Annotated in this window: 7 protein-coding genes; 3 read left to right on the top strand and 4 right to left on the bottom strand. The window is 63.7% G+C overall.

Features of this window, described 5'->3' with window-relative positions:
• Positions 1-18: 18 nt before the first annotated feature.
• Positions 19-1,032: an amino acid ABC transporter substrate-binding protein gene (locus tag AC1DYJ_RS14015; protein ID WP_477288199.1), complete on the top strand. Its 1,014-nt coding sequence runs from the start codon at positions 19-21 to the stop codon at positions 1,030-1,032.
• A gap of 59 nt (positions 1,033-1,091) precedes the next feature.
• Here the strand turns inward: AC1DYJ_RS14015 and AC1DYJ_RS14010 are convergent, their stop codons facing one another.
• A complete protein-coding gene (locus tag AC1DYJ_RS14010; RefSeq protein ID WP_477288197.1) occupies positions 1,092-1,955 on the bottom strand; it encodes a hypothetical protein in 864 nt (287 codons plus the stop codon).
• Positions 1,956-2,114: 159 nt separating this feature from the next.
• On the bottom strand, positions 2,115-2,981 hold the full coding sequence (locus AC1DYJ_RS14005) for a hypothetical protein (RefSeq protein ID WP_477288195.1): 867 nt from the start codon (positions 2,979-2,981) through the stop codon (positions 2,115-2,117).
• A 493-nt stretch (positions 2,982-3,474) separates the two neighbouring features.
• Between AC1DYJ_RS14005 and AC1DYJ_RS14000 the strand changes: the two genes are divergently transcribed.
• Positions 3,475-5,292: a ShlB/FhaC/HecB family hemolysin secretion/activation protein gene (locus tag AC1DYJ_RS14000; protein ID WP_477426118.1), complete on the top strand. Its 1,818-nt coding sequence runs from the start codon at positions 3,475-3,477 to the stop codon at positions 5,290-5,292.
• Positions 5,293-5,304: 12 nt separating this feature from the next.
• The gene (locus AC1DYJ_RS13995; RefSeq protein WP_477426116.1) at positions 5,305-11,691 is read left to right on the top strand and encodes an MBG domain-containing protein; all 6,387 of its coding nucleotides are present in this window, start codon (positions 5,305-5,307) and stop codon (positions 11,689-11,691) included.
• Between the two features lie 28 nt (positions 11,692-11,719).
• Here AC1DYJ_RS13995 and AC1DYJ_RS13990 read toward each other — a convergent pair whose 3' ends face one another.
• Both AC1DYJ_RS13990 and AC1DYJ_RS13985 read right to left on the bottom strand, forming a co-directional pair.
• Entirely contained in the window at positions 11,720-12,481 is a 762-nt protein-coding gene (locus tag AC1DYJ_RS13990; RefSeq protein ID WP_477288509.1) for a GntR family transcriptional regulator, read from the bottom strand.
• A gap of 5 nt (positions 12,482-12,486) precedes the next feature.
• The gene (locus AC1DYJ_RS13985; protein ID WP_477288363.1) at positions 12,487-13,521 is read right to left on the bottom strand and encodes a Gfo/Idh/MocA family protein; all 1,035 of its coding nucleotides are present in this window, start codon (positions 13,519-13,521) and stop codon (positions 12,487-12,489) included.
• Between the last annotated feature and the right edge of the window lie 51 nt (positions 13,522-13,572).

The raw sequence follows: 13,572 nt of genomic DNA, 5'->3' as shown, positions 1-13,572 counted from the left end.
TCAGCAAGGGAGGAAACCATGAAACAGAGACTGATTGCGGCGCTTGCGCTCGCACTGGCCACGATGGCCATACCGGCGAAGGCCGACACATTGGACATCGTCAAGCAGAGGGGCGCACTCCTGTGCGGCGTCAGCCAGGGCGTGACGGGCTTTTCCGCGCCTGACGACGAGGGCAAATGGAGGGGCTTCGACATCGATTTCTGCCGCGCCATTTCAGCCGCCATCTTCGACGACGCCGACAAGGTGAGCTATGTGCCGCTATCGGCCAAGGAACGCTTCACCGCGCTGCAGTCTGGAACTGTCGATGTCCTGTCGCGGCAATCCACCTGGTCACTGTCGCGCGACACCGGCATGGGGATCCGCTTCGTCGGCGCCGCCTACTATGACGGCCAGGGCTTCATGGTGCGCAAGAGCCTCGGCGTCGACAGCGCGCTGAAGCTTTCAGGCGCCACCGTCTGCCTCGAGCAGGGCACCACCACCGAGCAGAACGTCGCTGACTATTTCAGTGCCAACAAGATGCAATATGAGGGGGTCGTCATCGATTCCGCCGACAGCCTGATCAAGGCGTTCGACAGCGGCCGCTGCGATGTCTACACCACCGACGCCTCGGCGCTCTATGCACAACGCCTGAAGCTGACTGATCCCGCTGCTTTCACGGTGTTGCCCGAAATAATCTCGAAGGAGCCGCTGGCTCCGGCTGTTCGAAAAGGCGATGACAAGTGGTTCGACATTGTGCGCTGGACGCTGTTCTCGCTGATCGAGGCGGAAGAGGAGGGCATCACGCAGGCCAATGCAGAAGCGTCCCTGAAGTCGCAGAACCCGACTGTACGCCGGTTCCTCGGCGTCGAGGGCGACAACGGCCAGCAGCTCGGGCTCGACCCTGCCTTCGCCTACAACATCGTTGCCAAGGTAGGGAACTATGGCGAGATATTCGAACGCAATCTCGGCCAGTCCAGCCAGTTGAAGATCGCCCGTGGCATCAACGCGCTGTGGAATGCCGGTGGCCTGATGTACGCACCTCCGGCGCGCTGATTTTCCAGCGCGGCTTCGTGAACAGCCCGTCCCGATGCAATCGGGATGGGTTTTCTCGTTCAGCCGTTTCCTGATGATGGAAACGATGCCGCGAAGGCGGCATCGATGATGGCGAGCTTGACGGCCTGGGCGCTCATATATTCCTGGTAGAAGCTGTTCGAGATCCACATCACCGAATGCCCGCGCTGGCCCACCCAGCCGAGGCTGCCAAGATTTTCGGCGTCGCGCAGTTTGCGGGCAAGGTGGGTGCGCGACAGGGTCAGCCAGTTGGACAAGTCGCCGATCGAGACCACGCCGGTCGGGATCCGGTCCAGCCCGCCATGGTCGGGGTCGATGCCAGAGATCAGCCAGTCCATGACCGCGCCGCCATTGTTGAGCCAGGTGAAGAGCGAGAAGGTCTGTTTGGGCTCACGCACCGGACTGGACGATAGCAGGCCGTCGGCGATCAGCGGCTGTACGCTCGCGAGGGCGTTGGGACGGCAAAGGAAGTCTGCCAGCCGGCTGCCGCCGTCCAGACTGTCCAGCGTCTGCAGATGGGCAAGAAGCCAGCCGGTCACCGCCTCCAGCGAGGCTGCGGTGGGCTTCATTGGGCGAATGCGCCTGTCCTCGCTGTTTTCCTGATACTCGATGAAATTATAGTGCAGGATCTCACGGATGAAGGCGTCGGCGGTGTTGCGGCTGGCAACGGAGTGCTGGCCGATGACGTCGAGGAAGCGCGACGTCGTCAACTGCTTGCGATAGTCGCCGGGATCGCGCCTGAAATGCAGGGCAAGGCCGAGATGCGCCATCAGCCAACGCTGCTGCGTGGCAAACACCGAAGAGCGGCGCGGGTCCGCTCTGAAGGCTGTGATCATCGCCAGCGCCTGTGTCCGGACACAGCGGTGCAGCGCCGGGTGACCGGTAATATCTTCCAGATTGAGCATTAGTCTCCCGTGCCTCGATCCCACCAAGCCACGGACTCACATTTTCAGGCTTCTACACCGGTGTCCAGATGTCCGTATCCCGGCGGCGAGGAGCCACCGATCCCGGCCATGGGCTGGCAGGTCCTGGCAAGTGGCATGATTACCTGTGAGCGTGGAGGTTCAGCCAGCCTTCTGCATCGGGCGACAGGCCTCGAAAGCGGCATCGATGACCGCAAGCTTGGCGGCCTGCACGGTCATGTATTCCTGATAGAAGCTGTTCGAGACCCACATCACCGAATGCCCGCGCCGGCCCATCCAGCCGATGCTGCCGAGCTTTTCGGCGTCGCGCAATTTGCGCGCCAGGTGGGTGCGCGACAGTTTTAGCCAACTGGCGAATTCGCCGATCGAAACCACGCTGGTCGGGATCTGGTCGAGGCCGGCATGGGCAGGATCGATGCCGGACATCAGCCGATCCATGACGATGCCGCCATTGTTGAGCCAGATGAACAGCGAGAAGGTCTGCTTGGGTTCGCGCACCGGGTTGGAGGAGAGCAGGCCTTCCGCCACCAGCGGCTGCAGCCTGGCAATCATGCCGGGCTGCTCGAGAAACGAAGCGAGGCGATTCCCGCCGTCGAGGCCGTCGAGTGTGCGCAGATGCGCAAACACCCAGCCATCGAATTCCTTCAGCGTCGCTGTCGTCACCTGAAACGGGTGGGCGCGTCCGTCACCGGTGTGCGGCAAATATTCGATGATGTGATAGTGCAGCATCTCCTTGATGAAGGCCTCGGCCGTGTTGCGGCTGGCGACGGAATAGTGAAGCACGGCATCGATGAAGCGGGCGAGGGTCAGTTCCGTGCGGGGATCGCGCGGGTCACGGGCGAAATGCAGGGCAAGGCCGGTATGAGCCAGCAGCCAACGCTGTTGCGTGGCGAATACGGCGGCCAGGCGCGGACTCGTTTCATAGATGTGCAGCAGCGCCTTCGACTGCGCCTGGACATGACGATGCAGCGCCGGATGGCCGACAATATATTCGAAATTCAGCGCCATCCTCCTCGTCCTCCGGCCAGCCCCCCGGCAGCGAAGACGCAATCACATTTTCCAGCCTTAGCCGCACGTGTCCAGCCATGCCAACCCGGACAAAAGGCCTAGAGCTGTAAATCGTTCCACGGACACGTTGAAACCGGCTCCATCTCTTTGATTTTGAGGCCATTGCGCGGGGAAAGCGCCACCCGCTTTTCCTAGGGAAAACCGCTTCACACTTTTCCCGGAAATGCTCTTGTCCGATCGCGCCCGGCGCGTGTCGCATTTCGCTAAACCCTTGCAACCGTTCGAAAAACCTACCCCAATAATAGTCACCCCGGACAGCCTGTGGTTGAATTGACGGTTAGCTGGAGCGGGCATAGGTTCCGCGGCATCCGATCGGCCGGGGGCCTTTCCGGAACAGAGTTTGAAACCGCGACAGGGTTTGGCGTGCGATGCACTTGCATCGGCGGGGGTGAAGCTTTGCCAAAATCTTCTGTCTCGCACCGTGAGTGACTGCGTGGATTACATTCCCGAAACCGGCATGATGGCCGAAGACTGCCATGTTCCGAGTAGCGTCTGGCCTCAGCAACGCGCTATTCGATCGCTTGGCCGTCGCCGGTTCTGGCTGCTGCTGCTGGTTGCGGTATTGGTCGGTCTGTGGTTTTCCGCCGGCGCCTTCGCCCAGACCGCCAGCCAGATCACACCGCCCAGTTTCCGGCCACCCCCGCCCGGAAACACTGCCGGCGTCTCCATCCCGGAATCCGCGGGACTTGAGGCGCCGGCGGGCGCCGCAAAGCTGAGGGTCAAGCTCGCCGAGGTCAGCGTCGAGGGCGGTTTGCCCGACATGGAGCAGGCAACACAAAAGATCGTTGCCGGCCTGGCGAATCGCACGGTGAGCGCGGCCGACATCTTCGCCGCGGCGCGAAAGCTCGAAACTGAATATGGCCGCGCCGGCTATGCGCTGGTGCGGGTGGTGCTGCCGGCGCAGAACCTCAATGACGGCGCCCGGCTGCGGCTCGTCGTCATCGACGGGTTTCTCGAACGCGTCGACACCAGCAATCTGCCCGAACGCATACGCGGACGCGTCGAGGCGACGCTTGCGCCGCTCGTCGGACAAAAGGGCGTCAAACTGTCGGCGATCGAACGCAAGCTGCTTCTGGCCGGCGACACACCGGGCGCCAGGCTGCGTTCGACCTTGCAGGCCGGTACAGCCAAGGGCGGCAGTGTGCTGGTCATCGACGGCAAGTATCGCCCGATCGGCGGCCAGGTGACCGTGGACAATTCGCTGTCGCCGTCGCTGCAGCGCTGGTCGACGGGCGTCGGCGTCGACTTCAACTCGTTGCTCGGCCTTGGCGAACTCGTCTATGTGCGCATCGGCGGTTACCCCAATGGCGGCGAAAGCGGCCTGTTCACCGACGCGCCGCGCAACCGCAACTATGCCGCCGGCATCGTCGTGCCGATCGGCTATGACGGGCTGACGCTCAACTTCGAGGCCACCCGCACTCGCGCCAACCCGACCAATGAGCCCGGCACGCTCGGCTTCGGCAGTGAATTCGAGCGCTATTCGGCCAGGCTTCGCTATCCCTGGATCCGCAGCCGCGACCTGACGGTGAGCAGCGAACTCTCCTTCGACCTGCAGAACGACTTTCTCAATGCGGTGACGCCGATTTCGCTGCCGATCGCCGAGGACCGGCTACGCATCATTCGGTTCGGCACCGACGCCACCTGGTTCACGCCGCTCGGCGGCGTCTTCACCGGCAATGTCGTGGCCTCCTTCGGCATTGACGGGCTCGGCGCGCGCTCCGCGGCCGATGCCTCGCCTTTGCTGCCGCTGTCGCGTCAGGGCGCCGATGCCGACTTCCAGAAGCTCGAAATATCCGCCAGCTACAGCCAGCCGCTGGCGACGCATCTCGGCCTCGAGCTATACGCCCGCGCGCAGACGTCGTTCGGCAAACCGCTGCTGCAATCCGAACAGATCGGGCTTACCGGCGCGAACGGCCTGTCGAGCTTCGATGCCGGCGCGCTGCAGGGGGACTCCGGCTATGTGCTGCGGGGTGAGGTGTCCTCGCCCTGGTACGTGCCGTTCAGCGGCGGCATCGTTTCGCTGTCGCCCTATGCTTTCGGCGCCATCGGTGAAGTGCATCTCGAAATGCCGACCGTGCTCGAAGAGGCCAGTACGTCGGGGGCTTCCTACGGTCTCGGCATCAAGCTCGGCACCGCACTTGCCGGCAATCCGGCCAATGCCAGCCTGACGCTGGAATGGGGCCGCCAGCACCGGGACGATGACGTGCCGGACAGCGACCGCTTTTCGCTCGCCGGCGCGGTTCAGTTCTAGATGAGCCAGATCATGCAGCACCACAGCCTTTTCCCCTGGCACTCCCGCCGCACCAGCGCGCCTTTGATGGCGCTGCTTTTGACATCGACGGCGCTCGTCGGCTTCACATCGATGGTGCGGGCACAGGAACTGCCGACCGGAGGCAGTGTGGCCTCGGGTGGCGTGACGATCTCCAATCCCTCGGCCTCGCAGCTCTCCATCAAGCAGTCGACCAATTCGGCCATCGTCAACTGGCAGAGCTTTTCGATCGGCGCTGGAGCAAGGGTTGATATCGACCAGCCGACATCGACCTCGACGATGCTCAACCGCGTCACTGGCGGCACGAAGTCGACCATCGCCGGCCAGCTCAACGCCAATGGCCAGGTGTTTTTGGTCAATCCCAACGGCATCGCCATCTCCAAAACCGGCAAGGTCAGTGCCGCCGGCTTCGTCGGGTCATCGCTTGCTATCAGCGATGAGGATTTTGAGGCCGGAAAGCTCGAGTTTCAGGGCAAGGGCGCATCGGCTGCCGTCTCCAACCAGGGCTCGATCAGCATCGGCCGCGGCGGCTATGCGGCGTTGATCGGCGGCAGCGTCGACAATGCCGGCACGATCAGCGTGCCGCTGGGCAAGGTCGGGCTGGGCTCCGGCGAGAAGGCCGCGCTCGATCTCTCCGGCGATGGTTTTCTCCAGGTGTCGGTGCCGACCAAGGCTGACGGCAGCAACGCGCTGGTCGGCAATTCCGGCACGATCAGCGCCGATGGCGGGACAGTGGAACTCAAGGCTGCCGCCGTGCGCGATGCCGCGCGCCAGGCCGTCAACATGTCCGGCGTCATCGAGGCCCGCACCGTCTCCGGCCAATCCGGCGCCATCGTGCTCGGCGGTGGCGACGGTTCGGTGGAAATCTCCGGCAAGCTCGATGCCTCGGCCAAAGCCGGCGGCAAAGGCGGCAAGATCACCGTCACCGGCAGGAAGCTGAAACTCAAGGCGGCCAAGCTCGATGCGTCGGGCAAGGATGGCGGCGGCACGGTCAAGATCGGCGGCGACAAGCAGGGCAAGGGCAGCCTGCAGACCGCCACCACCACCGAGATCGACAAGGACACCACYATCAGCGCCGATGCCACCGGCACCGGAGATGGCGGCACCGTCATCGTCTGGTCCGATGAGCAGACAAAATTCGCCGGCAAGATTTCCGCACGCGGTGGCGACGTCGCCGGCAATGGCGGCTTCACCGAAGTCTCCGGCAAGCAGCGGCTCGACTTCATCGGTGAGGTCGATTTGCGCGCCCGCTTCGGCGACACCGGCGACCTGCTGCTCGATCCCTACAACGTCACCATCTCCAACGGGACCAACAACACCGGCGGCAGCATGACCGCCAACACCAATGACAGCGTCATCAACGTCACCACGCTGCAGAACCTGCTGGCGATGGCCAATGTCACCATCTCGACAGGCAGCGGCGGCTCGCAGGCCGGCGACATCACCGTCGCCGCGCCGATCGCCTGGAGCGCCAACACGCTGACGCTCAGCGCCTATCATTCGATCGTCTTCAACGCGAATGCCACGATCGGTGGTCTGGGCGGACTGTCGCTGGTCACCAACAATGGCGGCAGTGGCGGCACGATCTCCTATGCGCTGGGCGCGTCGGCCACCTTCACCGGCACGCCCGGGGCGCAGGCGCTGTCGATCAACGGCCAGAGCTATACGCTGATCTACGACGTCAACCAGTTGCAGGCGATCAACAGCGGGCTGAACGGGCGCTACGCGCTCGCCAACGACATCGAGGCCAGTTCCACTTATTCGTGGAACAATCTGATGGGGTTCACGGCCCTCGGCACCGACGGCAACACCAACATCCAGAATGGTGGCAACGGATTTAACGGCATGTTCGACGGGCTCGGGCACATCATCAACCAGATTTGGGTGAGGCAGATCCCGGCCAACTATGTCGGCCTGTTCGGCTATGTCGGCGGGGCCGGCGTGGTGCGCAATGTCGGCCTGGTCGACAGCTACACCAGCGGCTCCTACGAAACGGGCGCCATCGCGGGCTGGAACAAGGGCACAATCTCGGGCGTCTGGGCGAGCGGCTATCTCCAAGGCGTCAGCGGCTCGGGCGGTCTGGTCGGCCAGAATGACGGATCCATCAGCCGGTCGTTCTCGACGGTGGCGGTGCAATCGCGCGATTCGAACGCCGTCGGCGGCATCGCGGGCTCCAACAGCGGCACGATCAGCCAGGTCTATGCCAGCGGCTCGGTTCTCGGCGGCGACAAGACCGGTGGCCTGGTCGGGTTCAATACGGGCTCGCTCAGCGATGGTTATTCAACCGGCGCCGTCAACGGAACGTCGGGCGCCACCGGCATCGGCGGCAGCGTCGGCTTTTCCTGGGGCACGGTCACAAACGTCTATTTCGACACCACCACCTCGGGAACGACCACGGGCGTGGGCAGCGGCGGCACGCCAGGTGTCACCAGCACGGGCCTGACCACGGCCCAGTTGCAAGGGGGCGGCACCACAGCCCTCAGCGCGGCTTTCGGCGGCGGGACCGGCGGTCTCTATCCCTATCTGAACAGTTTTTATCCAAACGGCGTCCAGGCGATTTCCGGCATCGCCTACAAGGATAGCGGTGTCACACCGCTATCCTCGGGCACCCGTCAGCCCGTCTACGTCAAGAATCCGGGTTTCGTCACCGGCGTCTCGAACGGCGTCGACATCGGCACGGTGACCACTGGCGTCAACGGCTATTACTACATTGCCGTGCCGACCGGCTGGATCAACAACAGCGTGCTGGCCTACACCGTCCGCGATGCGCATCCGAATGACAGCTCTGGCGCTCAAAACGGCGTAACGTTCCGCACCGGGCTTGCGGGCGGCAACGTCTCCAACCTCAACGTTTACGGCAACTGGCGCCTCGACGAGGCGGACAGTTCCATCACGTCACTGTCGGCGCTGCAAGATGCCGCCGCAACCGCCGTCGGCTCGACCTATGTCGGCAGCCTCACCTTCGCCAACTGGCAGATCGAGACGGCGGCAACGACCTTCGCGCTCGACCAGGCGATCAACGTCGGCGCCGGCACGCTGGCGCTGTCGTCGAATGGCACGGTCACGCAGACCAGTGGCCTGACGGCGGCATCGCTGCTGCTCGGCGGCACGGGCAGCTTTGGCTTGACCAATGCCGGCAACCAGATCGGCACGGTTGCTGCCAATACGGGATCGGTGAACCTGGCCGATCAAGGCGGACTTGCCGTCGGCACCGTCTCGGGCGCGCGCGCAGTGACCACGGCCGGCGTCACCACAACGGGCCAGGTCAAGCTGCAGACGACGGGTGACCTGACCATCGCGGCGGGCGCCAAGGTCAGCGGCGCCGATCCGGTGCTTTCGGCCACCGGAAAATTCATCAACAACCGTGGCAGCGACGCCGTCACCGCCACCAGCGGCCGCTGGCTGGTCTATGCGGCCGGGCCAACCGGCAACACATTCGGCAACCTCAACAGCGGCAACACCGCGGTGTGGAACACGGCAGCCGGTGGCACGGTAAGCGTCAGCGACAACCGCTATGTCTTTGCCTACCGGCCGACGCTGACCTTCACTTCGACCAATGCCACCAAGACCTATGGCGATACCGCAGTGCCAGCGCTGGCCTATACGGTGTCCGGCTACCAGACGGGTGTGGCCAACGCCTATCTCGGCGACAACGCCGCCAACACATTCACCGGCGCGCCGTCGCTGTCTTCCGCCACGCCGCCGGCCGATGAGCAGGTTGGAGGCGGGCCTTATGCAATCACCGTTGGTGCCGGCAGCCTCGCGACACTGAACGGCTACGCGTTCGCCTTCAGCAGCACCGGCCAGCTCTCCATCGTCAAGCGCGCGGTGACGGTTACGGTCACGCCGAACCAGCACAAGATCTATGGCGATGCCGATCCATCATCCTACGGCTATACCGTCTCCGATCTTGGCGCAGGCATGGCGCTGGGAGGGTCGCTCGACCGCGATGCGGGTGAGAACGCCGGCACCTATGCCATCGTGCAAGGCACGCTGACCAATGCCAACAATTCGAACTATGACATCACCTATGTCGGCGCCAACTTCACCATCGGCAAGCGCGCCATCACAGTCACCGTCGATCCGGGACAGAGCAAGATCTATGGCGACAGCGATCCAGCAGCCTACACCTACTCTGTCTCCAACCTTGGCGGTTTGACGCTGACGGGCAGCCTTGACCGCGTGGCCGGCGAGAGTGCCGGCAGCTATGCGATCAACCAGGGCACGCTCGACGTCTCCAACTCCAACTACGACATCACCTTCGTCGGCGCCGATTTCACCATCGGCAAGCGCGCCATCACGGTGAGCGCCGATGCCGCGAGCCGTATCTACGGCGAGGCCAATCCGGCGCTGACCTATCAGGTGACCGCTGGCAATCTGGTCAATGGCGACAGCTTGACCGGCGAACTGGCGACGTCGGCAACGACGGCTTCGGGAGTGGGCACCTACACCATCACGCAGGGCAGCCTCGACAACGCCAACTATGCAATCAGCTATGTCGCCAATGATCTGTCGGTGACGCAGCGCGCCATCACGGTGACGGCCGATGGCAAGAGCCGCATCTATGGCAACGCCAACCCGGCGCTGACCTATCAGGTGACTTCTGGCAATCTGGTCAACAGCGACAGCCTGACCGGCGCGCTGGCAACATCTGCCACCGCAGGCTCTGGTGTCGGCAATTATGGCATCGTTCGAGGCAGCCTCGACAACGCCAATTATGCCATCACCTATGTCGGCAACAATCTGGTGGTAACGCAGCGCGCCATCACAGTAAGCGCCGATGGCAAGAGTCGTATCTACGGCAATGCGAACCCGGCTCTGACCTATCAGGTGACAGCGGGCGATCTCGTCAATGGCGATGCATTGAGCGGTGCGCTGGCGACGTCGGCGACGACGGCGTCGGGCGTCGGCAGCTACGGCATCACGCAAGGCAGCCTTGCCAATGCCAATTATGCGATCAGCTACGTCGGCAACAATCTGGCCGTGACGCAACGCGCCATCACGGTCACGGCCGATGCCAAAAGCCGGGCCTACGGCGACGCCAATCCCGCGCTGACCTACAAGGTGACATCAGGCAATCTGGTCAACAACGACAGCCTTGCCGGTTCGCTGACGACATCGGCCACGACGGCGTCTGGCGTTGGCACCTACGGCATCGATCGGGGCAGCATCGACAACGCTAATTACGCCATCAGCTATGTCGGCAACAATCTGTCGGTAACGCAACGCGACATCACCGTGACAGCCGACGCCAAGAGCCGCGTCTATGGCGACGCCAACCCGGCGCTGACCTATCAAGTGACCTCGGGCAATCTGGTCAACAGCGACAGCCTGACCGGCGAACTGGCGACATCAGCCACCGCAACTTCAGGGGTAGGCAGCTACGGCATCGATCGGGGCAGCCTCGACAACGCCAACTATGCGATCACCTATGTCGGCAAGACCCTGTCGGTGACGCCCCGCGCGCTTACGGTGACGGCCAATGCGGCGAGCCGCGCCTATGGCGATACCAATCCGATGCTGACCTACCAGGTGACATCGGGCAACCTGATCAATGGCGATGTCTTGAGCGGCGTGCTGGCGACGTCGGCGACGACAGCATCAGGCGTCGGTAGCTACAGCATCACACGGGGTAGCCTGGCCAACGCCAATTACGCCATCAGCTATGTCGGCAACACTCTCTCGGTGACGCAGCGCGCGATCACTGTGACGGCCAATGCCGCGAGCCGTACCTATGGTAATGCCAATCCGGCGCTGACCTATCAGGTGACATCTGGCAATCTGGTCAATGGCGATGCCTTGAGCGGTGCGCTGGCGACGTCGGCGACGACGGCGTCCGGTGTCGGCAGCTACGGCATCAACCAGGGCAGTCTCGCCAACGCCAATTACGCCATCAGCTATGTCGGCAATGATCTCTCGGTGACGCAGCGCGCGATCACTGTGACGGCCGATGCCAAGGTGCGGGCGCAAGGCATGCCCAATCCACCGCTGACCTACAAGGTTGGCGGCATGGGGCTCGCCAATGGCGATGCCTTCAGCGGGGCGCTGTCCACGGATGCGGTGCAGGCGAGCGAGCCCGGCAGCTATGCGATCGATCAGGGCAGCCTTGCCATTTCGGCCAATTACGACCTGACCTATGTCGGCGCCGATCTGGTGGTGGTGTCGACCTATGAGGTCCCGCCGACCGACACCGCCGCCAGCATCGTTGCGCGCAATGCCGAAGCGCATGGCGCAGGGGCGCCGCTGCCCGTCTTCTTCACCGGCGCTACGGTGGACGGGGATGCACAGGCACTGATCGAAGACCCGCGCCTCGACCAGCCAGCGCTGTGCCGCAGCATGGCGACGGTTGCCGCCGTGTGTGTCGTTGCGTCGGCGCAATAGGCTGCGGCAGGCGAGGCCGCCGTCTGTTTCAGGGATTGCGGCTTGTGGGCCTGCCTGTGCGCGAGAATGACGTGCGCAGGCGGTAGCGGTCGCCGGCGTAGCGGATGGTCGAGGAGAGCAGCGGCCGGCCGGCGGTGTCGACGATGAGCTGGCGCATCACGAGCGTGGATTTGCCGACATCGATATCGAGGTGGCGCGCCAGAACAGGATCGGCGTCATGCGCCTCGATCGTGGTTTCGGCGCGCGCCAGATCGACACCGGCATCGATCAGCAAGCCGAACAGCGACGCGTTGCTGAAGTCGACGCGGCTAAGATCGGGAACGAGGCTTGCGGCAAAGAACGAGGTGTCGACGGCGACCGGGACCTGATCGAGGCGGCGGATGCGTTCGAGGTGAAACAGCGCGGCACCCGGCGCGATCGACAGCTCCTCGGCCTCGTCCAGCGAGGCCGGCGCCTGTTCGGCGCGCAACACATTGGAAGAGGGCGTCAGGCCGAGGCGCCTGGCGGTCTCGCTGAAAGATTCCAGCGTGTTGGGGAACTCCTTCGGCACCTTGGCCGAGACATACCAGCCGCGTCCGTGCGAGGGCGTCAGCACGCCTTCCTCGACCAGGCTCTGCAGCGCGCGGCGCAAGGTCACCCTCGATATCGACATGCGGGTGAACAGGTCGCGCTCGGCCGGCAGGCGCGCGCCAGAGGCAAGCTTGCCAGAGGCGATCTCCTGCAGGATCGCATCGGCGGCCTGCCGCCAGAGTGGTTCGGGTCCGTCCGACTGCAGTGGCGAGCCCTCCATCACGGTCACCCCTTGATCTTTTCCCATACGCCCGTTCGCATCGAACGGTAGCAGGCGTCAATTATGTGGTTGACGATAACGCCGTCCTCGAAGGTTTCCAGCGGCGTCGTTCCCGCCGCGAAATGGTCGACGAAATGGCGCATCTGTTGGGAAAAACCATAGGCGCGGGTCTCCTCCGGCACTGGATAGACCCAGCCGGTCTCGGAATCGGCCTTTTCGACGAGATAGCCAACCGGCTTCTCGATAAAGCCCCAGACCGGGCCGACCGACGTGTCGGTGACGATGCGGCCCGCGGAGCCGACCAGTTCGTGGCGCAGCTGCATGCCGCCTTTCTCGATCCATGACGATTCGATGGTGGCAAGCTGGCCGCCGGCGAATTTCAACAGTGCGATGGCCGTATCTTCCCCTGACGTCTTGTCACCGTGGACCAGCGTCGCGCCCCACGCGAACACCTCGGTGATTTCATTGTCCTTGCCGAAGAAGTGACGCGCGCTTTCGACGGTGTGGCAGCCCATGTCGAGCAGGGCGCCGCCGCCGGCGAGTTCGGCGTTCCAGAAATGCGGCGCGTGCGGGCCGGAATGTGCTTCGCGCGCCCGCATGGTCAAGAGATCGCCGATGCCGCCTGCCTGGATCATCTGGTGCGCCTTGGCGATGTTGGGGGAAAACACCGCGCATTCCGCATAGCCATGCCAGATGCCGGCGCGCTTGACGATGTCGAGGATCTCCTGCGCCTCCTTGCCGGTCCGCGCCAGCGGCTTGGTGCAGATGACGGCCTTGCCGTGCTTTGCTGCGATCCTGACGGCTTCGAGATGGATTTCGTTGGGCAATGCGATGACCACCAGCTCAACCTTCGGATTGGCGCACAGCGCGTCGATGTCCTTGTGGGCGGTGACTTTGGGACCCCACTTCGTTGCGAAGGCGGTGGCGCGCTCGAAATTGCGCGACGAGCAGGCGACCAGCTCGGCGTTGCGCACATCGAGGATCGAGTCCGCATAGGTCTCGGCAATGAAGCCCGAGCCCAGAATTCCAACTCCAATCATACAAGTCCTCCCAGATTTCTTGCCGTCAATCCGAATGCTGCCTTAGCCGGG

This window comes from Mesorhizobium sp. P2_B11, from assembly GCF_056404855.1.
Note: the sequence above shows the minus strand (reverse complement) of the source record. Positions and strands in the feature narration are given on the sequence as shown.

Bases quoted from the DNA above. Each gene is read 5' to 3' on its own strand.
- AC1DYJ_RS14015 (WP_477288199.1), top strand. From the start codon at position 19: ATGAAACAGAGACTGATTGCGGCGCTTGCGCTCGCACTGGCCACGATG.
- AC1DYJ_RS14010 (WP_477288197.1), bottom strand. From the start codon at position 1,955: ATGCTCAATCTGGAAGATATTACCGGTCACCCGGCGCTGCACCGCTGT.
- AC1DYJ_RS13985 (WP_477288363.1), bottom strand. From the start codon at position 13,521: ATGATTGGAGTTGGAATTCTGGGCTCGGGCTTCATTGCCGAGACCTAT.
- AC1DYJ_RS14005 (WP_477288195.1), bottom strand. From the start codon at position 2,981: ATGGCGCTGAATTTCGAATATATTGTCGGCCATCCGGCGCTGCATCGT.
- AC1DYJ_RS13990 (WP_477288509.1), bottom strand. From the start codon at position 12,481: ATGGAGGGCTCGCCACTGCAGTCGGACGGACCCGAACCACTCTGGCGG.